Raw genomic sequence first — 22,689 nt, forward strand, 5'->3', positions numbered from 1 at the left:
GAATAATAATGTCTGCTTGATTTCATGAAAAAAGATTTGCTGCGGGGGGTGGTATGATTTCGGGAGAATTTCGCAACGGGGAGCGTATCGCCTACTTCACCAACAGCTACCCGGCGGTCAGCCATACCTTCATCCGCCGCGAAATCAGGGCGCTGGAGGGGCTCGGGCTCACGGTGGTGCGCTATGCGCTCCGCTCGGAACCGGACGAGCTGATCGACCCCGACGACATTACCGAACTCGACAAGACTCACTATGTGCTCCGCGTCGGTGCGTCCGACCTTATCAGCGCGCTACGTGCGATCGTGGTCGAGCGCGGCTCGGCGCTCGTGCCGATGCTTGCGCTCGCGCTGCGCATCGGCTGGCGGTCGGACCGCGGCCTCATCCGCCATGTCGCCTATGCGGCGGAAGCAATCGTGCTCGCGGCCTGGTGTCGTCGCGACGGTGTCGCGCATCTGCATGCGCATTTCGGCACCAACGCGGCCGCGATCGCCCTGCTGGCGAGCCGCCTCGCCGGCATTCCCTACAGCTTTACGGCGCACGGGCCGGACGAGTTCGAGCGGGCGCCCTACCTGGCGCTCGACCGCAAGTTGCGCCTTGCTGCCTTCGCGGTGTGCGTGAGTTCGTACGGACGAAGCCAGCTCATGCGCTGGTCGACCGCCGACCAGTGGAGCAAAATCGCGCTCGTGCGCTGCGGGCTAGACAATAGCTTCCTGGATGTTCAGCCGTCGAACCCGCCGACGAGGCCCCGGTTCGTGTGCGTGGGACGCCTCGTCGAGGCGAAGGCGCAGCTCCTGCTGGTCGACGCGGTGCGGCGGCTGACGGAGCTTGGTCGCGAAGTCGAGCTCGTTCTCGCCGGCGACGGCCCGATGCGCGCCGAGATCGAGCGGGCAGTCGCCGATGCCGGCTTGGAGCAGCGCGTCACGATCACGGGGTGGGTTCCGGCCGAACGTGTTCGTGCCGAGATTGGCGCCGCCCAAGTCTTGGTGTTGCCGAGCTTCGCCGAGAATCTCCCGGTGGTGATCATGGAAGCCATGGCTCTCGGACGTCCGGTGATCTCGACGTACATCGCCGGAATCCCGGAGCTCGTCGAGCCCGGCAAGAGCGGCTGGCTCATCCCTGCCGGCGACGGCATCGCCCTGTTCGAGGCGATGCAGGAGGCCTTGGCGGCGCCGAGCGAGCGGCTGAATGCGATGGGCGCCGCCGGTCGTGCCCGCGTCGTTGCTCAGCACGATGTGATGACGGAGGCGAAAAAGCTCGAGCGCCTGTTCGCAAACGCAGTAGGGACTGCTGAAGACCGCGATCCGGCACCGTCGTCGATTGGCCAAGCCGCCGATTGAGTCGTGAGATCGAGTCGAGGGGGCGGGTGAGCGGCTTGATGTGCGTCTCCGACCTGCTGCGCCCCATCCTCTGAGCCGGGAGTCGATTGGTCCATGCGACGGGGCCCGGTCCGTTGCGGCGCGGATCCACAGTGCAACACGGTCAACGCGAGCTGATGGGAGAGAGCGAGGTTGGATACCGTCATCTTCGCCCTGCTGTCGTGCCTGGCAGCTGTCGTCGCGATCCCGGTCGTCATCTTTCTGCTCGAGGTCGCAGTCGGTGTCGCCGCGCTGCATTTCGGTGATCATGATTCTCGGGCGGCATCGCGGATCAGGTCGCGCACAATGCCGGACGCCCGAGACATTCGTGTTGCTGTCCTCGTACCTGCTCACGACGAAGGAGCGAACCTGGTTCCGACGATCGAGGACATCAAAAGGCAACTGCGGACGGGCGACCGTCTGCTGGTCGTGGCCGACAACTGCAGCGATGACACCGCGTTGATCGCCTCGAGTGCCGGAGCCGAGGTCATCGAACGTATTGACGTTGCGAGGCGTGGAAAAGGCTGGGCGCTGGACTTTGGCGTCCGGTATTTGAAGCTGGATCCGCCCGACATCGTCATCATGGTCGATGCGGACTGTCGCCTCACAGCCGGCACGATCGACCAGCTGTCTGCAACGTGTGTAGCAACGCGCCGGCCTGTGCAAGCGCTCGATATCATGAACATGCCAGAGCCTGCTACGATAAGTCATCGCGTGGCCGCGTTTGCTTGGATTGTCAAAAACTGGCTTCGTCCGCTCGGCCTTCACTCTCTGGGCTTCCCGTGCCAGCTCATGGGCACCGGAATGGCGTTTCCTTGGAATACGATTCAGTCGGCTGATCTCGCGAACGGGTGGATCGTCGAGGATCTGAAGCTCGGGCTCGACTTGGCTGCGGCGGGCCATCCACCATTATTCTGCCCAGCTGCACGGGTGACGAGCACGTTCCCGTCCACCCCGGCCGCCACGACCAGCCAGCGCACTCGATGGGAGCATGGGCACATTGCGACGATCTTATATGTCGCTCCTAGTCTGGTTGTCCGAGCGGTCCGACGAGGGCACTGGCCGGTACTCGCGCTCACATTGGATCTCGCGGTGCCGCCACTCTCGCTTCTGGCCCTTGCAGTGACGGGATTGTTCGTCTTGGCGTGCATATCGGCGATGGTGGGGCTCTCCATCATACCGGCGGTGGTGAGCGGTGCCCTTCTACTCTCGTTCGTCTTTGCGGTGGCAATCGCCTGGATCTACGCCGGACGCGACATTCTGCCGTTTCGGGATATCTGGTCGATCGCACCGTATGTGGCCGCCAAGCTGGGCCTGTATGTCGGCATTTGCACGGGCAACCGAGTTTCGCATTGGGTGAGGACCGAAAGGGATGCCGGTGCCCACGACGCAAGTGATCGGAAGTCACGGGAGTGGCGGTCGAAGCAAGGGTGATTGGAGGCTTGGAGCCGGTCAAGGCAGCGCTTCAATCCAGCCCGGCGCCATCGACTACAACGCGGAACGGGCGCCGACGGGTACAACGGTCGCCGGAGCACAGGTGGCAGCCACCACCGCGGCAATGTCGATGCGGATCATCATGGGCCCGACCCAAACATGAGAACCGTAGACCCAGAGCGGCTGGAACCCAGCCGCGCACCCGCCGACCATGGCGCAACCTGAAATCCTCTTGAACCAACGCCAGTTGCGCCCCCGCGCACGGATCTCTCGAGCGTCAAGTGAACTAGGAACATAACAAGAACATATGCGTAGTTGGCACTTTTGTATCTGCAGGGCAGGGGCTTGCGGTTAACACAGACGAGAGCCCTTGCCGGAGTACGAGCGACCATCCTTGATCTCATTGAGTAATGTGATATCCGTTATAACGGTTGGTGTGTGGAGCTTCGTTCGGATGGTAGACACAACCTCCAGGATCGATGCGGCGTCGCTATTGTCGAGTGGCGGTCTATCGACTTGGATCGTGGTCAACACGCATCCTCACAAAGAGAGGTTTGCAGTAGAGAATCTCACGAACCAGGCATTCACAAGTTACTGTCCGATCATCAGGGCCCGGGTTCGCCACGCCCGCAAAACGATGGAGGTGAGCCGACCTTTATTCCCGGGCTACCTGTTCGTAGCGTTGGATCCGATCCGGGAGCGATGGCGACCCATTCTGTCGACCTTGGGCATTCGAACGATCATTCGAAACGGTGACCTGCCGAGCCGGGTGGACGGGCGGTTCATCTCCAGCCTCAAGGCCCGCGAGGTTAACGGGGCCATCGTCAAGCCGACGCAGCCCTACATAATCGGACAGGCTGTCAGGATCGCCGGTGGGGCATTTGACGGCTTGGCCGCGAAAGTCATTGCGATGAACGAGAAAGACAGGGTTGTCGTTCTCTTGGATTTATTGAATCGCACCGTGAAGGCGCATCTGACGATCGATCAACTTCGGTCGGTGTGAAGGCCGGGATTGTTCAACCCCTGACGGGGTGATGGTGAAGCGGGAGCTTTTAAGTCAGAGCCCACGACGGGGCAGGACCGCGAACTAGGCTTGATCGGGGGTTTTATTAAAGAAATTTCTTATAAAGGCTTTTTTTGCTGTCGGGCGATCGTCGAGAGTGTTTCGTTGATCCTGCGGGGGGCGATTGAAAATGAACAAGCTGAGCCGGACAGGTACCGCGCGATGAGAAGCCGCCTCGCCCAAGGCGCCACAGTCCATACATCAAAATCGAGAAACATAATTATAGTATCCGCTGCGATTGTCATTGCGGGTGGATGTTTGTATAGTATAAATCTCGGCTTAGCTATAGATTTTTGGGACGAAAAGGAGTACTTGGAGATTGCGCGCTCTCTGGCGGGAGGGTGGCTGTTCAGCAGGGATTCTGTCAATCCGACCGCATTTCGCCCCCCAGCCTATCCTGCGATGATGGCGCTGTTTGTGGAATTCGATTATGAAGTTGTTGTTTTAAGAATATTGAACTATGTGATTCTCGCCTGCACTCTGGTGGTCGCGGCGAAGGTTGCTTCCGAGATTGCGTCATCTCGAATGGCCGGCGGCCTCGCCGCCGGCTTCTTTTTCCTTTATCCTGTTTTATTTTATACAGCCGGGCGACTCTATCCACAAACTCTGGCTGCGTTCTTTCTGTTAGGTGCTTTATATCTTCTGAGAAATATTGACGACAACAATTTGCGTATTGGATTGTCAAGGAGTGTTCTCAGAAGTGTAGCTTGCGGAATTGTGTTTGGTTTGTTGATCCTCACGGTGCCGACATTCATATTCTCACTGCTTGTTTGCGTAATTTGGCTGGTTCTCAAGTTTGATAAAAAATCACTCTTGAGTGGCTGTGTGATTTTGGTGGTTGCGATTGGTGTAGTTCTGGTGTGGTCGGCAAGAAACTATTATGTATTCAATAGTTTTATATTTGTGTCGACAAATTCAGGACTCAATTTATTGCTCGGGAACTCAAAGAATACTTTACCGAATTCGGGTGTGGATGTGGATCTGTCCAGCTATGAGCCGCGTGAACCACTCGGTGAGGTTGAGTTAGATAGATATTATCGACGGGAGGCGATTCAGTTTATAGTCTCGAATCCAGAGCGGGCAGCATTTTTATATTTAAGGAAGCTTGTTAACTATTTTAACTACAAGGTGGGTCAGGTTTCGAAAGTCCGGACGGTCGGGATGCAAGACATTATAATGTTTGCTTCATATAATTTTCTGCTGGCTATTTTGGTTGTGCGGTTGATTTTTTCAAGAAGATATTTGATAGGACGTTATGAGGCGTTGTTGTTGGCCATATATTTCGGCAACGCTTTGTTCTCGGCGATATTTTTTACAAGAGTGCGGTTTCGATTGCCGTTCGACTGGCTCCTCATTGTGGTTGCGGCGTCGTTTTTGGCGAGTGTCTTCGAAAGGAAGTTTGTCGAGAGCAACGGAGGCGCGACTAGGGTCGGGCCACAGGCCAGTGGCGACGACCGCGACGAGAAGGACGGCGGCTCGCCGCTGCGGTCGCGATAATGATCGCGACAAAATTCTCGCTGTTCGCGTGTCGGCCAGACAGGGGCGGCCTGACGCTCCGGTTTCGGACGCGTCCGGGCTGGGACGGCACTGCGGGTCGAGAATGGCACTGTGGTGTGATAGATTCACATGCACCATGGGACGTGCGTTCCGCCGGTACGGTATCGCACCTTAGTCTCCGTGTTGGCCGCGCGTAACAGAATCTGAACCGGCACCTGGCACGTTTCGCGGATACGCCGCGGAGATGCCCCCATGCCACAGATCTGGCTGACCTACGACGAACTCGGTGCTCTCCTCGGCTGCGATGCCGCGGCCGCTCGCGAGGCTTCGGCCGCGCGTCCGTTGGACCGGCGTCGCTGCCACGACGGCCGCACCCGTGCCAAACTCGATCTGGTGTTGACCGAGCAATGGCTCGACAGGCTCGTCCGCCATTGGGCCGAGCGCCAGCTTGCCGCCTGTGTCGACGATCTCGACCGCGTGCGTCGGTTGATGGCGGCGCCGTCCTCCGGCGCCGTGGACGAGGTCGCGACGACGGCCCATAACATCGTCGCAGATCCGGGACCATCCACACGGACGCTCAGCGCCTGACAGGAAATCGTTCGCCGGCTATGATGATCGGTTTCGAAGCGCTTCACTGCTTCGGTCTGATGACTCTCTGCCGCGGGCGATAGGGCCGATAATCCGGAGGCGGGGGCGGGTACACGCTGCCAAGTTCGCCCATCCACGGGCGCGGGCCGGTCGGTACCGCAGTCGGTCGTCTCGGCTCGGGCGACGGCACGACATAGATGGTCGATCCCGGCGGCGGAGCTCCGGTGATCATCCGTTCGTTGACGCCCTGCGCCTGCGTCGTCGCCAGTCCGATCAGCAATCCAATCGACAGTCCGAGCAGCGCCGTCATGGTCCGATATTCCATGCGTCGTCCCTTCTCGGTCCCGGGTTCTCTCAACAGCCGTCAGGAATCAATACGCGACGAACGGGGATGGTTCGACGGTTCGGCGTGTCGCATCACCGGATGCAAGGTCTCGCGCGCCGCCCGTGCACCCGGATGCATGCCTCGCCGGCGGAACGCCTCACAGCCGGCACGTCTCACCGTGGAGCGTGACGCGGATGCCGAGGCCGGAGGTGGTGGTCGTCGCATCGATCGCGAGCAGGGCGGTCGGGGCTTGCGGCGTCAGAACCTTGCGCACGACGATCTCGTCCGTGGGCATGCGGCGCCCGCGCTGACGGACCAGGGCAGCCACCGGCGCCACATCGCTGCGGCCGTCGAGGGAGACGACGCCAACTTTCGGCGTCCCGCGCTCGCGATGACAGCGCGCCGCCTCCCACACGATCGTCTCGGACGTGCCCGTCCGCCGATCGACATCGGTCCATGTCTTGGCGACGATCCCGTAGAAGCGCAAGTCCGGGGCATGGTCGGAGATCTGAATTCGGAGCGTCAGCGACGACAACCGGGTTGCCGTGTCGCCCGGCTCATCCGCTGTGGAGCGGGCCGGATGCACGGATGCCGTGACCCAGTGCCGTACTCCGACCATCGGAGCGCTCGGTCCGGAGCCGCCCGTCGCGCCGGCCGGGGGGCCGATGTGGTGATCCTGTGCGATGGCGGCGAGGCCGGTCAGGAGCAGCAACGCCGGGGCGGCCAAGGGGCGCCCGGCGTCTCGACGGCGGAGAAATGTCTCGTTGACATACGTTCCCTTCCGTCGGACTTGAGCCCGCCAGGAGCTGGACTTCAGCCTCGTGAAGGTCGCCAAGGCGTGTGCGCTCCGTGTGCGCCGGGACTTCGACAACCGGAAAGTCGACACCCGGAAATGCGTCGCGCCGTGGCGTCGAATCGCGTGCACACGGAGCCCTACGCGCTTCAGTGTATATAAATAACGATGAAAAATCAAATACATAGATTCTCTGTCGCGCCGATGATGGATTGGACCGATCGTCACTGTCGGGCCTTTCATCGGGTGCTGACGCGGCGGGCGCGGCTCTATACCGAGATGGTGACCACCGGCGCGGTGCTGCGGGGCGACCGCGCCCGGCTGCTGCGCTTCGACCCGTGCGAGCATCCGGTGGCGGTGCAGCTCGGCGGCAGCGACCCGGCGGCGCTGGCGGCCGCCGCCCGCATCTGCGCCGACCTGGGCTACGACGAGGTGAACCTCAATGTCGGCTGCCCGTCCGACCGGGTGCAGGAGGGCCGCTTCGGCGCCTGCCTGATGGCCGAGCCGGGGCTCGTCGGCGACTGCGTCGCCACCATGAAGGCGGCGGTCGCGGTGCCGGTGACGGTGAAGTGCCGCATCGGCATCGACGACCAGGACCCCGAGGCGGCGCTCGACATCCTCGCCGACACCGTGGTGGCGGCCGGCGCCGATGCATTGATCGTCCATGCCCGCAAGGCGTGGCTGCAAGGCTTGTCGCCGCGGGAGAACCGCGAGGTGCCGCCGCTCGACTACGGTCGCGTCCATCGCCTCAAGGCGCGGCTGCCCGCCGTGCCGGTGGCGATCAATGGCGGCATCGGCACGATCGCGGCGGCGGCCGGCCAGCTCGCCCATGTGGACGGCGTGATGATGGGGCGTGCCGCCTATCAGGAGCCGTGGCGGCTGCTCGCCGTCGATCCTGAGCTGTTCGGCGAGCCGGCGCCGGCCGCCTCGGCCCGCGCGGCGGCCGAGCGGTTCCTGCCCTACATGGCGCGCGAGCTCGCTGCCGGCGAGCGGCTCTACGCCATGGTCCGCCACATGCTCGGCCTGTTCCACGGCGTGCCGGGGGCGCGCGCCTTCCGCCGCCACCTCGCCACCGAGGCGGTCAAGCCGGGGGCGGGGCTCGACGTGTTCACGACGGCGCTCGCCCTGGTGCGGGAGAGGGAGGCGCGGGAGGACGCCATCCTGCCGTCATAGCCGGGAAGAGCGCGGCGACCCGAAGGGTCGCCCGAGAGCCGGGGCGTGGCGGCCTCGGATTGCGCGGCGAGACCCTCCCGGATTTCGCTTCGCTCGATCCGGGCTACGGGGGTCTCCAGCGGCGACGGGCGCGAGGCATGCGCGGCCGCGTCCCTGGTTCCGCGACGCGACGCCTTGGCGGGCCCGCCCGGCGTGCTACTCTCCGGCGTCGCACCGGCCCGCCCGCGGGCCGGTATCGCGCCGCTGTCCGGCCGCGTCGCCGTCCTGCCCGTCGGCCGTCCTGCCTGTCGGCCGAGCGCCGGCCGGGCTCTGCTCCGCCCCGCAGGTCTCCCGCTTTCGCCGCCTGGCTGTCCGGGATACTCCCGGCATCCGGGCTGGCCCCGGTGCGGCGCGGGCCTGGGCGGCGGAGACGACGACGAGCGCCGGCCGCGAGGGGCTGCCGGCCAGACGGAGAGTTGCGGAATGATGGACGTGCCGGTCGGTGAGCTCGTGGTGCTGGCGGTCGCGATCGGGGCCGGCGGCGTGGTGACCGGAATTCTCGCCGGCCTGTTCGGCATCGGCGGCGGCGCCGTGCTGGTGCCGGTGCTGTTCGAGGTGTTCCGCCTGATCGGCGTCGACGACGAGGTGCGCATGCAGCTCTGCGTCGGCACCTCGCTGGCCATCATCGTGCCGACGGCGTTCCGCTCCTACCGCACCCACAAGGCGAAGGGCTTCGCGTTGCAGGAGGTGGTGCGGCTGTGGACCGTGCCGGTGGTGATCGGCGTGGCGATCGGCTCCGGCCTCGCCGTGGTGGCGCCCTCGGCGGTGTTCAAGCTGGTGTTCGCCGGCATCTCGCTCATCATCGCCGCCAAGATGCTGTTCGCCAGCGACCGCTGGTTCATTGCCGAGGAGCTGCCGGGCCCGGCGGTGATGCGGGTCTACGGCCTGATCGTCGGTCTTCTGTCGTCGCTGATGGGGGTGGGCGGCGGCTCGCTCTCCAACATGATCCTGACGCTCTATAAGAAGCCGATCCACAACGCAGTGGCGACGTCGGCGGGGCTCGGCGTGCCGATCGCCGTCACCGGCACGATCGGCTACATGCTGGCCGGCATCGTCCACATGGACGAGCTGCCGCCGCTGTCGATCGGCTTCGTATCGTTCGCCGGCTTCGTGCTGATGGCGCCGATCTCGAGCTACACGGCGCGCTTCGGGGCGCTGATCGCCCATCGGCTGGCGCGCCGCCAGCTGGAGATCGCCTTCGGGGTGTTCCTGATCGTGGTGTCGGCCCGCATCCTGTGGAGCATGCTCGACTGACACCCGGGGGCCTGGAGACTCGGCACCTCCGGAGGCCGGGCGCGCGAAGCCGCGCGCCGTCGGACCCGGCATCGGCGCCCGCTCGGGCGCCGCGCCGATTCAGGCGCCCGAAAGGGCGGCGGCCTGCTGCTGCGGGGCCGCCTCGTCGCCCACCGCCACGACGGTGAGCGAGCGGTCCTCGCCGGACGGCGTCTGCCACACGATCGACTGGCCTTTGGAGAGGCCCACCAGCGCGGCCCCGATCGGGGTCAGCACCGAGATGCGGCCGGCCGACACGTCGGCCTGATCGGGATAGACCAGCATGACGTGGCGGACCCGGCCGGTCGCCTCGTCGCGAAACGCCACCCACGAATCCATGGTGACGAAGCGGCTCGCGTCCTCGTCCGGCGCCAGCACGCGGGCGCGCTCGACCTCGCGGGACAGGTAGTCGGCGGTCTCCGGCACGCGCGTCAGGTTGGCCTGGGCGAGCTGCTCCAGGCGCTCGCGGTCGGCGGGGCGGAGGGTGATGGGCGGCAGCGGTTCGGTCATGTCTCGTCTCCTTCGAGGTCGTTCGGGGTCAGGCGGCGCTCGGTCCGGGGTCGTAGGGGTCGTGTTCGGCGGTCCGGGGTGCCGGGCGTCGCCACTGGGTCAGGCTGGTGACCTTGGGTTCGGGGTCGACACTCAGCGCCGTCACCACGCGCGGAACGCCCTCGATGGTGGCGAACGGCATCGGCTCGCCGACCGGGATGCCGACCAGGGCGGCGCCGACCGGCGACAGCACCGAGAGCTGTCGTCGCGCGTCCACATAGGCCTCGGGATGCACCAGGATGTGGCTCGCGATCGGCCCGTCGTCGATCCGATAGGTGACCCAGCGGTCGAGCACGACGACGTCGCCCTGCTCCGCCGCATCGTCGACCACCCGGGCGCGGTCCACCTCGGCGAGCAGGAACGCCGCCACCGGATGGTCGTCGCGAGACGCCAGCCGGGCGAGCTGAAGAAGACGGCCATGGTCGGCCCGTGGCAGGCGGACCGCCGGAATGACGGACTTGCGCATGGTTCCTCCCCGCCGGCTCGCCGCGCCGGTCGATGTGCCGGACCGCCGCTGCCGGCCTCGCCGGGCAAACGTTCAGCCGTGTCGGCGACCCGACGACGAATCGGGGGATCGGCCGGCGGCGTGCGACGGATGATCGTTCAGTCCAGCGGCTGGACGGTCTCGATTCGGGCGGCCTCGATCAGACGGCCTTCATTCAGACAGTCCTGCTCCGGACGGCTCGACTCTCGAGGTGGATGGTCGGGTCCGGCGCGGCGCCGCTCGCGCCCGTGGACGCCGTCACGCCCGGACGGGCGTACGAACGGCCGTCCGGGTCAGTCGCCCGTTTGGAGGCGACCCGCGCGAAACTGCTGGCGCTGTGCATGCATACCCATTCCACGAAGTTAGTGTCGGGCCGGCCGTTGTCAACCCGCCCGGGCCGCGCCGCGACGCCGCGCCAGGGCCCGTGCCGCCGTCCGGGCGGCATGCCGAACCAATGTTGTTGCATCGATATTGTTGCAATGCAGCAGAGGGGTGCGACCACGGCAGCCTAACCGTTCACGAAAAAATAGGGGCCGGCAATATCGCCGCCAACCACACCCCGGTGTAGTCTCGATTCGCGGGTCCTGGATTTCGAGGCCCGCTGTCGTGGCCGGAGTTTCGATGGCCCGCCTGTATTCTGTGACGAGGGACCCGAATCGCGTCCGGCCGCGCCAGGCGGCCGCGATGGTGATGACGGAGACGATCGGAGCAGGGAGCGGCGCGGGCCGGAGCCGCGTGGACGTCCGACCCTCGGCGTCCGCCGGCCGGAGCATCCGGGCGTCGGCGCAGCAACACGTCGGCGCGGGAGTCGGAGCAGGAATCGGAGCAGCCGGTCATCAGAGCCGCCGGAGCTCGAACCAACCGGAGCTCGAAGCAACCGGAGTCGCAAGGACCTGGACTGACGCAAGCTGACAGCAACATTCGCGGATTAGTTCCGTCGACAAGGTCAAGAGGTTGATCAGATGCCGTATTGGATTCTCGCATTCGCGGTCGCGCTCGTCGTCGTGATCGGCACCGCGGCCGGCCCGTTCGGCGCCGTCGTCGCGCTCATCGCGTTCTCGGTCGCCCTGTTCCTCCTGTGGGCCCAGAAGCTCGGCTACATGGGTGCGTGGACGACCTTCGGCCTCGATCGGTTCGCGGCGCCCTTCCTGGACGACGCCAACCGCGAGCGCTTCTCTGGAATCTTCTCCGACATGGAGAAGGTCGGCAAGGCATGCACCATCGCGGTGGTGCTGATCGCGCTGTCGCTGCTCCTGCCCGGCTATCAGGTCGGCATCCTGGTGATCGCGCTGGCGGCCTGGTGGCTCTACCAGATCCGGCTGGCCAATCGTCCGGCCAGCAAGGTCATCGAGGGGCCGCTCGGCGAGAAAGTGGTGTTCCCGCGGGCCGAGAGCCGCGACGCGGCGCGGGTGAACTGAGCCGTTCGGCGGGCGACCGGGCGCGCTGCGGAGCCGGCCTCCGCCGCGCCCGGCCGACTGCGCCGAGGGCTGGTGACGCTCTGCGACGAGTGACGGCGGGAGGCCGCTCCGCGCGGTGCGGCCTCGCGTGATCAGCCTCGCGTGATCAGTGTCGCGCGATTTGGTTCGCGTGATTTGGTGTTGCGCGGTCTGGTTTACGGGGTGCGATGTTGCCCGGTGCGGCGTCGGGGTCCGGCGTCGCGCACGACGGATGTCGTCGGGCGTTTTGGTATTTCGCCGGACGTTTTGCCGGCGGCTTTTTGCCGGAACGCTTTTGCAGGACATGGATGAAGGGCGCCGGTCGGCGCCTGCACTCGACGCCGCGGGGCTCGCCACGCCGCGGCGGGCCAGTCGCCCGCGATCGAGGGGCTGGTCCTCGCGTGGGGTCCTCGAGGCTGCTCATTCAGGCTGGTCCCTCGAAGCCGGACTCACGGGCGATATCGAGTGCCGATGTCGGGGCTGGTATCAGCGATGGTATCAAACTGGTAGAAGGCGGCGCCGCGCCGCCGCTTCGGCGCGGCCTCGCCCGATCTGCCTGCCTCGTCATGTCTGCCTCGTCATGCCTGCCTCGTCGGTTGTCGCCGTCCATGCCTTCCGTTGACGCCGTCCTGATCGCCGGACCGACCGCCAGCGGCAAGTCGGCGCTGGCGCTTGCGCTGGCCGAGCAGCTCGGCGGCGTGGTGATCAACGCGGATTCGATGCAGGTCTATGGCGACCTGCGGATCATCACGGCGCGGCCGACGCCGGGCGAGGAGGCGCGGGTGCCGCACCGCCTCTACGGCCATGTCGACGCCGCCGTGAACTATTCAGTCGGCCACTATGTGGCCGATGTCCGCGCCGTGCTCGCGGAAGCGACGGCGCGGCGATGGGTGCCGATCGTCTGCGGCGGCACCGGGCTCTACTTCAAGGCGTTGACGCAGGGGCTCTCCCGCGTGCCGCCGGTGCCCGACGCGGTCCGCGCCGCCGTGCGGGCCGATCTCGACCGGCTCGGGCCGGAGGGCCTGCACGCCGTTCTGGCCGAACGCGACCCCGCGGCGGCGGCCCGCCTCGCCCCGCGCGACCGCCTGCGCGTCGCCCGCGCCCTCGAGGTGCTGACCGCGACCGGCCGGCCGCTCGCCGCCTGGCAGGCCGAGAGCGAGCCGGCGGTGCTGGCCGGCGCCCGCGTGGTGCCGGTGTTCCTCGCCCCTGACCGCGCCGATCTCTATGCCCGCATCAATGCCCGCTTCGTCCGCATGATCGAGGCCGGGGCGCTCGACGAGGTGCGGGTGCTCGGCGCCCGCGGGCTCGATCCGCTGCTCCCGGCCATGCGGGCGCACGGGGTGCCGGGCTTGCTGCAATACCTCGCCGGCACGGCATCGCTGGAGCAGGCGATCACCAAAGGACAGGCCGACACCCGCCACTACGCCAAGCGGCAGCACACCTGGTTCCGCCACCAGCTTCCGGACTGGCCATGGGTCACGCCCGCGCGGGCGCTCGACGACGTGCTGGCCCGCGTCGGCGCTCTCGCAGCGTCCTGACCCCGCCCCACAGCGCCGCCGCCAGCGCCACGCCGAGGCCGACGACGAGCACCCAGGCGGCCGGCCGCAGCCCGAACGCCACGTCGAGATTGGCGGCGAGAACCAGCGTGGCGTCGACCCCGGTGGTCACGCCGTACCACGCCGCCTCGCCGAGCGCCGTCGCGGTGGCGGCCACCGCCGCGAGCAGCGCCAGGCGCCATGGCCCGAGATCGCCGGCGAGGGCGTAGGCGAGCCGGTAGAGCAGCAGCCAGGCCAGGAAGCCCGCCACCATGATCGACTCGGAGACGTCGAGCTTGGTCTGCATCAGGAAGTGCAGGACGGCGAGGCCCGCGATCGGATAGGCGAGCCGGTGCAGCGCCTGCCAGCGCGGGCCGCCGAGGCGGCGCACCATGCCGTCCGTCGAGGTGACGGCGAGGGCGGTGAGCCCGAGCAGAGCCACGAAGCCGATCGTCAGGTAGATGCGCTGCGCGATCTCGCTCGCGACCTTGACGAGATCGAGCTTCTGGTCGGCCACATAGAGGCCGAGATGGAGCGCCGCATAGGCGAACGCCGCCACCCCGACGATGCGCCGGGCGAGGATCAGCTTCGGCGCCCCGAACAGCCGCCGCGCCGGCGTGACGGCGAGCGAGGCCACCAGCAGCCGCACCGCCCACGATCCGGCCTGATGGATCGCCTCGTTGAGCGGCCGCGCCCCGAGCCCGCCGGTGACGGCCAGCCAGGCCAGCCACAGCGCCGGTAGCGACACCAGGGCGAAGGCGACGATCTTGGGCGGCGACCAGCGGCCGGAGCGTTCACGCAGAAAAGGCATCGGGACCTCGGTGGCGGGCCAACCTAATAGCGTCGGGTGGCCAGGACGAGCTTCGGCCGGGGCGGCGCGCCTTCACGGACGGTCACGATCGCCGGAGCGGCGCGCCGGCGCGGTACCGCGACACGGCACGGCTTCCCCGCGTCATTCGGGCGCCCGAAATGCCTTGTTACGTTCTTGACCACGAATCTCGGCTCCTCTATATAGCCGGCAACTTTTGACGCGAAACTGTGAGCCCATGCGTAATTTTATTTCGCTGCTCATCGTAGGAGAGCACGCCATCCGGGGATCGTGACGATCTCCCCCGGGGTGGCGTGCTGTGCAAAAGGGCCCAAGGAGGCCCTTTTTTCTTTTCCTGACGATCGTCGACCAGAGTGAGGCGCACCGCGCCGAGACGAGACACGAGGCGGAGAAGACCATGACCAAGGAGATGACCGGCGCCGAGATGATCATCCAGGCGCTGATCGATCAGGGGGTCGAGCACATCTTCGGCTATCCGGGCGGCGCCGTGCTGCCGATCTACGATGCGCTGTTCCACCAGGAGAAGGTCCGCCATGTGCTGGTGCGCCACGAGCAGGGCGCCGTGCATGCCGCCGAAGGCTATGCCCGCTCGACCGGCAAGGTCGGCTGCGTGCTGGTGACCTCCGGTCCCGGCGCCACCAACGCGGTGACCGGCCTCGCCGACGCCCTGATGGACTCGATCCCGATCGTCTGCATCACCGGCCAGGTGCCGACCCATCTGATCGGCAACGACGCCTTCCAGGAGTGCGACACGGTCGGCATCACCCGGCCCTGCACCAAGTACAACTACCTGGTGAAGAACATCGCCGACCTGCCGCGGGTGCTGCACGAGGCGTTCCATGTCGCCTCCTCGGGGCGCCCCGGCCCGGTCGTCATCGACGTGCCGAAGGACATCCAGTTCGCCACCGGCACCTACACGCGGCCGAAGACCTTCGCGCATCGCGGCTACGTGCCGAAGGTGAAGGGCGACCCCGAGCGCATCCAGCAGGCGGTGGCGATGATGCGCAACGCCAAGCGGCCGGTGTTCTACACCGGCGGCGGCGTCATCAACTCGGGCCGCCGGGCGAGCGAGCTGCTGCGCGAGCTGGTGCGCGTCACCGGCTTCCCGATCACCTCGACCCTGATGGGGCTCGGCGCCTATCCGGCCTCCGGGCCGCAGTGGCTCGGCATGCTCGGCATGCACGGCACCTACGAGGCCAACTTCGCCATGCACGAGTGCGACCTGATGATCTGCATCGGGGCGCGCTTCGACGACCGCATCACCGGCCGGCTCGACGCCTTCTCGCCGGGCTCCCGCAAGATCCACGTCGATATCGACCCGTCGTCGATCAACAAGAACGTCAAGGTCGACGTGCCGATCCTCGGCGACTGCACGCTGGTGCTGGAGGAGATGCTGCGGCTGTGGACCGCGCAGCCGGGCGAGGCCGACAAGCCGGCCCACAAGGCGTGGTGGAAGAAGATCGAGCATTGGCGCGCCCGCAAGTGCCTCGCCTACAAGCCGTCCCACGAGGTGATCAAGCCGCAATACGCCATCCAGCGGCTCTACGAGCTGACCAAGGATCGCGACACCTACATCACCACCGAGGTCGGCCAGCATCAGATGTGGGCCGCGCAGTTCTACGGCTTCGAGGAGCCGCACCGCTGGATGACCTCCGGCGGCCTCGGCACCATGGGCTACGGCATCCCGGCCGCGGTGGGCGTGCAGCTCGCGCATCCTGGTTCGCTGGTCATCGATATCGCCGGCGAAGCCTCGGTGCTGATGACCATGCAGGAGCTGTCGACCGCGGTGCAGTACCGGCTGCCGATCAAGATCTTCATCCTCAACAACCACTACATGGGGATGGTGCGGCAGTGGCAGGAGCTGCTGCACGGCGGCCGCTACTCGCAGAGCTACTCCGAGGCGCTGCCCGACTTCGTCAAGCTCGCCGAGGCGTATCACGGCGTCGGCATGCGCTGCGAGAAGCCCGGCGACCTCGACGCCGCCATCAAGGAGATGATCGCGGTCGACAAGCCGGTGATCTTCGATTGCGTGGTCGATCCGACCGAGAACTGCTTCCCGATGATCCCGTCGGGCCGCGCCCACAACGAGATGCTGCTGGGCGACGCGGCCGAGAATCTCGACGAGGCGATCACCGAGGAAGGCAAGATGCTCGTCTAGAGCGTGTCCGCGGCCGGCGCGAGACCGGCGCGACCGGCGGCCCTCCGGTACCGGAGGGCCGCGCCAGATTTCAGGGGCAGGGGCCTTTACGCAATGATGTCCACGAGTCCGTCCACCGCGTCGTCCAGCACGTCGCACTATCCGTCCGCCCATGTGGCGCAGGCGATCGAGACCCACACGCTCGCCGTCATCGTCGACAACGAGCCGGGCGTGCTGGCGCGGGTCATCGGCCTGTTCTCGGGCCGCGGCTACAACATCGAGAGCCTGACGGTGTCGGAGACCGAGCACCAGAAGCATCTCTCGCGCATCACCGTGGTGACGCGCGGCACCCCGATGGTGATCGAGCAGATCAAGAACCAGCTCGACCGCATGGTGCCGGTTCACCGGGTGGTCGACATGACCGTCACGGGCCGCTCCATCGAGCGCGAGCTGGCGATGGTGAAGGTGCGCGGCAAGGGCGACCACCGGGTCGAGGCGTTGCGTCTCGCCGATGCGTTCCGGGCGCGCGTGATCGACGCCACCGTCGAGAGCTTCGTGTTCGAGATCACCGGCGCGGCCGAGAAGATCGACCAGTTCGTCGCCCTGATGCTGCCGCTCGGGCTGGTCGAGGTGTCGCGCACCGGAATCGTGGCGATCGCTCGCGGTCCCGAGGGGATGTGAGGCTCGGCAGCCTCGTTCACGGACCGGCTCACCCTCTCCCCGCCAGGCGGGGAGAGGGTGGCTCGCCGCGCAGCGGCGAGTCGGGTGAGGGGCCTCGCGTGGATACGGAAGCGCCCCCTCACCCGACATCCGCGCTGAACGCGCGAATGTCGACCTCTCCCCGCGCGGCGGGGAGAGGTGAGCGGCGGCGCCAGCCATGGATTTCCAGCGATCTCGGATATACATTGTGTATCCGAAGAGGGCGCCATGAAGGTCAAGGTCTCGAAATGGGGCAACAGCCTCGGGGTGCGGCTTCCGAAGGCTGCCGCCGAGGCTGCGGGCCTGTCCGAGGGCAGCGAGGTCGACGTGGTGGTCGAGGGGCGCGAGCTGCGGCTGAAGCCTTCGGCCGCCGGGCTCGGGTATACGCGCTATCGCCTCGCCGATCTCGTCGCCGAGGCGAAGCGGCTCGGGCCAGAGAACGAGCCGCCGACCGTCGACTGGGGGCCGGACCGCGCGGAGGAGATCCTGCCCGAGGACGCGTATTCGCGCGGCGAGATCACGTTCGAGGATCTGACGAGAAACAATGCTGCCCGAAAGCGGTGACATCGCCTGGGTCGAGTTCGACCCTGCGCTCGGGACCGAGCAGGCCGGCCGCCGGCCTGCTCTGGTGGTGAGCGATCGCGCCTATCACGAGGTCTCGCGACGCAGCATCGTCTGCCCGATCACGTCGAAAGCGAAGCCGTGGAGCTTCAACGTCCCGCTCCCCGAAGGGCTGCAAACCCGAGGCGTGGTTCTGGTCGATCAGATCCGGAGCGTCTCCCGCGAGCACCGTATGTTCGGCGTCATCGAGCATGTTCCCGACCACGTCCTGCTCGATGTGCGCGGCGTGCTGGTCGCGCTGCTCGGGCTCGACAGCGTCCCGATCGCGCCAGGCTCGTCGCCGTGAGAATTCAGGACGGAACGGCATAGGACTTCCGCGGGTGCCGGGCTTGTTCCGGTCCGCCGATACTTCTACAAACCCACCCACGGCAGCCGTCCGCGGCCTGCCGGACCCACCACAACGAGGGCGGCCCACCGCCGAGCAGGGGAACCCACCGATGCGTGTCTATTACGATCGCGACGCCGATCTCAACCTGATCAAGACCAAGAAGGTCGCGATCGTCGGCTTCGGCAGCCAGGGCCACGCCCACGCCCTCAATCTGCGCGACTCCGGCGTCAAGAATGTCGCCGTCGCGCTGCGGCCGGGCTCCGCCAGCGCCAAGAAGGCGGAGGCCATGGGCCTGCCGGTGATGACCGTCGCCGAGGCCGCCAAGTGGGCCGACGTGATGATGATGCTCACCCCCGACGAGCTCCAGTCCGACATCTACGCGGCCGAGATCGCCCCCAACATCCGCGAGGGCGCCGCGCTGATGTTCGCGCACGGCCTCAACGTCCACTTCAACCTGATCGATCCCAAGAAGGACATCGACGTCCTGATGATCGCCCCCAAGGGCCCCGGCCACACGGTGCGCGCCGAATACGAGCGCGGCGCCGGCGTGCCGTGCCTGCTCGCCATCCATCAGGACGCCTCCGGCAACGCCCACGACATCGGCCTCTCCTACGGCTCGGCGATCGGCGGCGGCCGCGCCGGCATCATCGAGACGACCTTCCAGGAGGAGTGCGAGACCGACCTGTTCGGCGAGCAGGCGGTGCTGTGCGGCGGCATGGTCGAGCTGATGAAGGCCGGCTTCGAGACGCTGGTCGAGGCCGGCTACGCGCCCGAGATGGCCTATTTCGAATGCGTCCACGAGATGAAGCTGATCGTCGACCTCATCTACGAGGGCGGCATCGCCACCATGAACTACTCGATCTCCAACACGGCCGAGTACGGCGAGTACAAGTCCGGCCCGCGCCTGATCACGCCGGACACCAAGGCCGAGATGAAGAAGGTGCTGCACGACATCCAGTCGGGCGCCTTCGTCAAGGACTGGATGCTGGAGAACAAGGTCAACCAGGCGTCGTTCAAGGCGATCCGCGCCAACATGGCGAAGCATCCGATCGAGGAGGTCGGCGCCAAGCTGCGCGAGATGATGCCGTGGATCAAGCAGCGCGCCATGGTGGACAAGAGCAAGAACTGAGCGGACTCGTCCGCAGGCCGGCCTGGACCAGGCTTGCCTGGACCTGAGTTGTCGAAAGGGCCGCCGCGAGGCGGCCCTTTTTCGTGCCTGACGCTGCGAGGCGGCCCGTGTGCGAGGCCACGGGTCACCTCTCCCCGCGTGCGGGGAGAGGTAACCGGCGTGTGCCGCTGCCTGCAACGACATTGCAGCCTCGTAGCCCGGCTGGAGCGCGGCGACAGCCGGGAACTGCGGGTTCCACGCGGCCATGCCTCGTGTCGCGCACGCCGCGCAGGGCGAAGCGGTGCGACGCAGATGCGGGACCCAAGTCTCCAGTTGACCAATGGTCTCTCCAGTTGACCAATGGTCATGTAGCCCTGGGGCCCGGGTCGGGCGCATCACACCGCGATGCGGCGCGCTGCACCGCCCGGGACACGGTGCCGAGGAGCTGCAATTCCGATTGAATCGTCGGCCTCCGCCCGATATCGACGGAGATCAACAAGGGCTCGCCGAGGGTCCCCCAGACCCACGCGCCCGCCGAGCGTTCACGGGAGGACTTTGTATGAAGCTCACCACCCTGGCCGTCGCCGTCGCAACGGCAGTTGCCACCGTCACCGGCGCCATCGCGCCGGCCGCCGCCCAGACTGCGCCGGCGCCCGAGAAGCCGAAGCTGGTGCTCGGCGTCGGTGGCAAGAACCTCTTCTACTACCTGCCGCTGACGCTGGCCGAACGACTCGGCTACTTCAAGGAGCAGGGGCTCGACGTCACCGTGACGGACTTCGGCGGCGGCGCCAAGTCGCTCCAGTCGCTCATCGGCGGCTCCGCCGACGTGGTCACCGGCGCCTACGAGCACACCATAAGGATGCAGGCCAAGGGCCAGGAGATCCGCGCCGTCACCGAGCTCGGCCGCTTCCCCGGCATCGTGCTGGCGGTGCGCAAGGACAAGGCCGCGCAGGTCAAGTCGTTCAAGGACCTGAAGGGCATGAAGGTCGGCGTCACGGCGCCGGGATCGTCCACCAACTTCTTCGTCAACGCGCTGATCGCCAAGGACGGGCTGAAGCCGACCGACGTGTCGATCATCGGCATCGGGGCCGGCATGTCGGCGGTCGCCGCCATGAAGAAGGGCGAGATCGAGGCGATCTCCAATCTCGATCCGGTCATCACCAAGCTGGTGCAGGACGGCGACGTGGTGGTGATGGCCGACAGCCGCACCGAGGCCGACAACGAGCGGCTGCTCGGTGGCAACAACCCGGCCGCGGTGGTCTATCTCAAGGCCGACTTCATCGAGAAGAATCCCGAGACCACGCAGCGCATCGTCAACGCCTTCTACAAGACGCTGAAGTGGCTCCAGACCGCGACGCCCGAGCAGGTCGCCGATGTGGTCCCGCCCGAATACCATCTCGGCGACCGCAATCTCTACATGGCGGCCTTCGTGGCGTCGAAGCCGATGTACTCGGCCACCGGCGTGATCCCCGAGGCCGGCATGAAGAACGCGCTCGACATGCTGGTGCGCTTCGACGAGGAGATGAAGGACGCCAAGATCGATCTCGGTCGCACCTTCGACGGCCGCTTCGTCAAGAAGGCCGCCGGCGCGAACTGACCGGAGCGCGGCGCCGGGGCGGGCGGCCCCGCGCCGTCTTCGCCGGCGCGACCCGGCGACGCAGCCCATTCGGTGTCATTCCGGAAGCCGCGAAGCGGCTGTCCGGAATCCAGCCGAGAGTTCCGGGTTTGCCGCTGGATTCCGGGTTCGCGGCTTCGCCGCGCCCCGGAATGACAGCTAGAGCGGAATCCTCTACGGCCCGACCACCATGGCCTCGGGCTTGCTGCGCTGGCGCTTGATCATCAGCTTGTTCAGCGCCCCGAGATACGCCTTCGCGGACGCCACCAGGGTGTCGGGATCGGCGCCCTTGGCGGTGACGGTCTTCTCGTTCTCGGAGAGCCGCACCGACACCTCGGCCTGGGCGTCGGTGCCCTCGGTGACGGCGTGCACCTGATACAGCTCGAGGTTCGCGTCGTGCGGCACGAGCGCCTTGACGCAGTTGAACACCGCGTCCACCGGGCCGTTGCCCTCGCACTCCTCGATGACGGTGCGGCCGTCGATGACCAGCTTCATGGTGGCGCGCTGCGGTCCGCGGGTGCCGGCGATCACCGACAGCGACAGCAGCTTGATGCGGTCCTGGGCGGTGGCGATCTCCTCGTCCACCAGCGCCTCGATGTCCTCGTCGTAGACGTGCTTCTTGCGGTCGGCCAGCGCCTTGAAGCGGATGAAGGCGTCTTCCAGCTGGTTGGCGGCCAGCTCGTAGCCGAGCTCCTGGAGCTTGTGCATGAAGGCGTGGCGGCCGGAGTGCTTGCCCATGACGAGCGAGGTCTGCTTCACGCCGACGCTCTCCGGCGTCATGATCTCGTAGGTCTGGGTGTGCTTGAGCATCCCGTCCTGGTGGATGCCGGACTCGTGCGCGAAGGCGTTCCGGCCGACGATCGCCTTGTTGTACTGCACCGGGAACGAGGTGGCGGCCGACACCAGCTTGGAGGCGCGGGTGAGGCGGGTGGCGTCGATGCCGGTCCAGAACGGCAGCACGTCGCTGCGCACCTTCATGGCCATCACCACCTCCTCCAGGGCGGCGTTGCCGGCGCGCTCGCCGATGCCGTTGATGGTGCATTCGATCTGGCGCGCGCCGCCGCGCACGCCGGCCAGCGAGTTGGCCACCGCCATGCCGAGATCGTCGTGGCAGTGCACCGAGAAGCGCGCCTGGTCGGCGTTCGGCACCCGCTCGCGCACCATCTGGAACAGCGCGAAATACTCGTCCGGCGTGGTGTAGCCGACGGTGTCCGGAATGTTGATGGTGGTGGCGCCGGCCTTGATGGCGGCCTCGACGCAGCGGCACAGGAAGTCGTGCTCGGTGCGGGTGCCGTCCTCGCACGACCACTCGACGTCGTCGGTGTAGTTGCGGGCGCGCGTCACCTGGGCGACCACCGCCTCGTAGACCTTGTCGGGCTCCATCTGGAGCTTCCACTTCATGTGCACCGGCGAGGTGGAGATGAAGGTGTGGATGCGGCCGCGCTTGGCCGGCTTGATCGCCTCGGCGCAGCGGTCGATGTCCTTGAAGGCGGCGCGGGCGAGCCCGCACACCACGGCGTTCTTGGTGCGCTGGGCGATCTCGTGGACGGCGGCGAAATCACCCTCGGAGGCGATCGGAAAGCCGGCCTCGATGATGTCGACACCCATCTGGTCGAGCGTCTCGGCGACCTCCAGCTTCTCCTCGTGCGTCATGGTGGCGCCGGGCGATTGCTCGCCGTCGCGCAAGGTGGTGTCGAAGATGACGACGCGGTCCTTCTCGGAGTGCGAGGACGTGGTCATGGCGATGATCCTTCTCGAAATGCGTGCGCCGCGTCACGGGCGCGTCCAGGGTTCCGTCTCGCGACCCCC

21 protein-coding genes are annotated in these 22,689 nt (G+C 66.5%); 15 read left to right on the top strand and 6 right to left on the bottom strand.

Features of this window, described 5'->3' with window-relative positions; genetic code table 11:
* Positions 1 to 53 precede the first annotated feature (53 nt).
* The 5 genes from ACFQUV_RS04575 to ACFQUV_RS04595 all read left to right on the top strand — a co-directional run bounded on the left by ACFQUV_RS04575 (position 54) and on the right by ACFQUV_RS04595 (position 5,937).
* Positions 54 to 1,337 carry a glycosyltransferase gene (locus ACFQUV_RS04575; protein ID WP_129608845.1) on the top strand — a complete coding sequence of 428 codons (1,284 nt, stop codon included), beginning with the start codon at positions 54 to 56 and terminating at the stop codon, positions 1,335 to 1,337.
* Between the two features lie 171 nt (positions 1,338 to 1,508).
* Positions 1,509 to 2,789, top strand: a complete 1,281-nt coding sequence (locus ACFQUV_RS04580) for a glycosyltransferase family 2 protein (protein ID WP_129608844.1) — start codon at positions 1,509 to 1,511, stop codon at positions 2,787 to 2,789.
* Between the two features lie 523 nt (positions 2,790 to 3,312).
* The gene (locus tag ACFQUV_RS04585) at positions 3,313 to 3,792 is read left to right on the top strand and encodes a transcriptional activator RfaH (protein WP_378394256.1); all 480 of its coding nucleotides are present in this window, start codon (positions 3,313 to 3,315) and stop codon (positions 3,790 to 3,792) included.
* Between the two features lie 90 nt (positions 3,793 to 3,882).
* Positions 3,883 to 5,349, top strand: coding sequence for a hypothetical protein (locus tag ACFQUV_RS04590; RefSeq protein WP_129608842.1), 1,467 nt, complete (start codon positions 3,883 to 3,885; stop codon positions 5,347 to 5,349).
* A 252-nt stretch (positions 5,350 to 5,601) separates the two neighbouring features.
* Entirely contained in the window at positions 5,602 to 5,937 is a 336-nt protein-coding gene (locus ACFQUV_RS04595) for a hypothetical protein (protein WP_129608841.1), read from the top strand.
* A gap of 43 nt (positions 5,938 to 5,980) precedes the next feature.
* On the opposite strand, the gene ACFQUV_RS04600 is transcribed toward ACFQUV_RS04595, so the two are convergent.
* A complete protein-coding gene (locus ACFQUV_RS04600; RefSeq protein WP_165363857.1) occupies positions 5,981 to 6,247 on the bottom strand; it encodes a hypothetical protein in 267 nt (88 codons plus the stop codon).
* 172 nt (positions 6,248 to 6,419) lie between these two features.
* Positions 6,420 to 6,974, bottom strand: coding sequence for a hypothetical protein (locus tag ACFQUV_RS04605; protein WP_165363856.1), 555 nt, complete (start codon positions 6,972 to 6,974; stop codon positions 6,420 to 6,422).
* 249 nt (positions 6,975 to 7,223) lie between these two features.
* On the opposite strand from ACFQUV_RS04605, the gene dusA reads away from it, so the two are divergent.
* Complete coding sequence (gene dusA, locus ACFQUV_RS04610) at positions 7,224 to 8,228, top strand: tRNA dihydrouridine(20/20a) synthase DusA (protein ID WP_129608838.1); 1,005 nt, start codon at positions 7,224 to 7,226, stop codon at positions 8,226 to 8,228.
* 462 nt (positions 8,229 to 8,690) lie between these two features.
* On the top strand, positions 8,691 to 9,521 hold the full coding sequence (locus ACFQUV_RS04615; protein ID WP_129608837.1) for a sulfite exporter TauE/SafE family protein: 831 nt from the start codon (positions 8,691 to 8,693) through the stop codon (positions 9,519 to 9,521).
* A 99-nt stretch (positions 9,522 to 9,620) separates the two neighbouring features.
* Here ACFQUV_RS04615 and rnk read toward each other — a convergent pair whose 3' ends face one another.
* Together rnk and ACFQUV_RS04625 are read right to left on the bottom strand one after the other, a co-directional pair.
* A complete protein-coding gene (gene rnk, locus ACFQUV_RS04620) occupies positions 9,621 to 10,049 on the bottom strand; it encodes a nucleoside diphosphate kinase regulator (protein ID WP_111385410.1) in 429 nt (142 codons plus the stop codon).
* Between the two features lie 28 nt (positions 10,050 to 10,077).
* Positions 10,078 to 10,554: a GreA/GreB family elongation factor gene (locus ACFQUV_RS04625; RefSeq protein WP_129608836.1), complete on the bottom strand. Its 477-nt coding sequence runs from the start codon at positions 10,552 to 10,554 to the stop codon at positions 10,078 to 10,080.
* A 980-nt stretch (positions 10,555 to 11,534) separates the two neighbouring features.
* Here ACFQUV_RS04625 and ACFQUV_RS04630 point away from each other — a divergent pair.
* Together ACFQUV_RS04630 and miaA are read left to right on the top strand one after the other, a co-directional pair.
* Complete coding sequence (locus tag ACFQUV_RS04630) at positions 11,535 to 11,990, top strand: hypothetical protein (protein ID WP_111385413.1); 456 nt, start codon at positions 11,535 to 11,537, stop codon at positions 11,988 to 11,990.
* A 626-nt stretch (positions 11,991 to 12,616) separates the two neighbouring features.
* On the top strand, positions 12,617 to 13,546 hold the full coding sequence (gene miaA / locus ACFQUV_RS04635; RefSeq protein WP_129608835.1) for a tRNA (adenosine(37)-N6)-dimethylallyltransferase MiaA: 930 nt from the start codon (positions 12,617 to 12,619) through the stop codon (positions 13,544 to 13,546).
* Here the strand turns inward: miaA and ACFQUV_RS04640 are convergent.
* Entirely contained in the window at positions 13,485 to 14,354 is an 870-nt protein-coding gene (locus tag ACFQUV_RS04640) for a sulfite oxidase heme-binding subunit YedZ (protein WP_129608834.1), read from the bottom strand. The two genes, miaA and ACFQUV_RS04640, sit on opposite strands and share 62 nt — an antisense overlap.
* A gap of 415 nt (positions 14,355 to 14,769) precedes the next feature.
* Between ACFQUV_RS04640 and ACFQUV_RS04645 the strand changes: the two genes are divergently transcribed.
* The 6 genes from ACFQUV_RS04645 to ACFQUV_RS04670 all read left to right on the top strand — a co-directional run bounded on the left by ACFQUV_RS04645 (position 14,770) and on the right by ACFQUV_RS04670 (position 20,862).
* Positions 14,770 to 16,530: an acetolactate synthase 3 large subunit gene (locus ACFQUV_RS04645; RefSeq protein ID WP_129608833.1), complete on the top strand. Its 1,761-nt coding sequence runs from the start codon at positions 14,770 to 14,772 to the stop codon at positions 16,528 to 16,530.
* Between the two features lie 93 nt (positions 16,531 to 16,623).
* Positions 16,624 to 17,190, top strand: a complete 567-nt coding sequence (gene ilvN / locus ACFQUV_RS04650) for an acetolactate synthase small subunit (protein WP_207211447.1) — start codon at positions 16,624 to 16,626, stop codon at positions 17,188 to 17,190.
* 246 nt (positions 17,191 to 17,436) lie between these two features.
* Positions 17,437 to 17,772 carry an AbrB/MazE/SpoVT family DNA-binding domain-containing protein gene (locus tag ACFQUV_RS04655; protein WP_129608832.1) on the top strand — a complete coding sequence of 112 codons (336 nt, stop codon included), beginning with the start codon at positions 17,437 to 17,439 and terminating at the stop codon, positions 17,770 to 17,772.
* Positions 17,753 to 18,115, top strand: coding sequence for a type II toxin-antitoxin system PemK/MazF family toxin (locus tag ACFQUV_RS04660; protein ID WP_129608831.1), 363 nt, complete (start codon positions 17,753 to 17,755; stop codon positions 18,113 to 18,115). The genes ACFQUV_RS04655 and ACFQUV_RS04660 overlap by 20 nt, the downstream gene beginning before the upstream one ends.
* Positions 18,116 to 18,266: 151 nt before the next feature.
* Positions 18,267 to 19,286 carry a ketol-acid reductoisomerase gene (gene ilvC / locus ACFQUV_RS04665; RefSeq protein ID WP_129608830.1) on the top strand — a complete coding sequence of 340 codons (1,020 nt, stop codon included), beginning with the start codon at positions 18,267 to 18,269 and terminating at the stop codon, positions 19,284 to 19,286.
* Positions 19,287 to 19,824: 538 nt separating this feature from the next.
* Positions 19,825 to 20,862: an ABC transporter substrate-binding protein gene (locus tag ACFQUV_RS04670; protein WP_129608829.1), complete on the top strand. Its 1,038-nt coding sequence runs from the start codon at positions 19,825 to 19,827 to the stop codon at positions 20,860 to 20,862.
* Positions 20,863 to 21,054: 192 nt separating this feature from the next.
* Here ACFQUV_RS04670 and ACFQUV_RS04675 read toward each other — a convergent pair whose 3' ends face one another.
* The gene (locus ACFQUV_RS04675) at positions 21,055 to 22,620 is read right to left on the bottom strand and encodes a 2-isopropylmalate synthase (RefSeq protein WP_111385212.1); all 1,566 of its coding nucleotides are present in this window, start codon (positions 22,618 to 22,620) and stop codon (positions 21,055 to 21,057) included.
* Between the last annotated feature and the right edge of the window lie 69 nt (positions 22,621 to 22,689).

The organism is Rhodoplanes sp. P11, from assembly GCF_964266735.1.
Classification (GTDB): Bacteria; Pseudomonadota; Alphaproteobacteria; order Rhizobiales; family Xanthobacteraceae; genus Rhodoplanes; species Rhodoplanes serenus.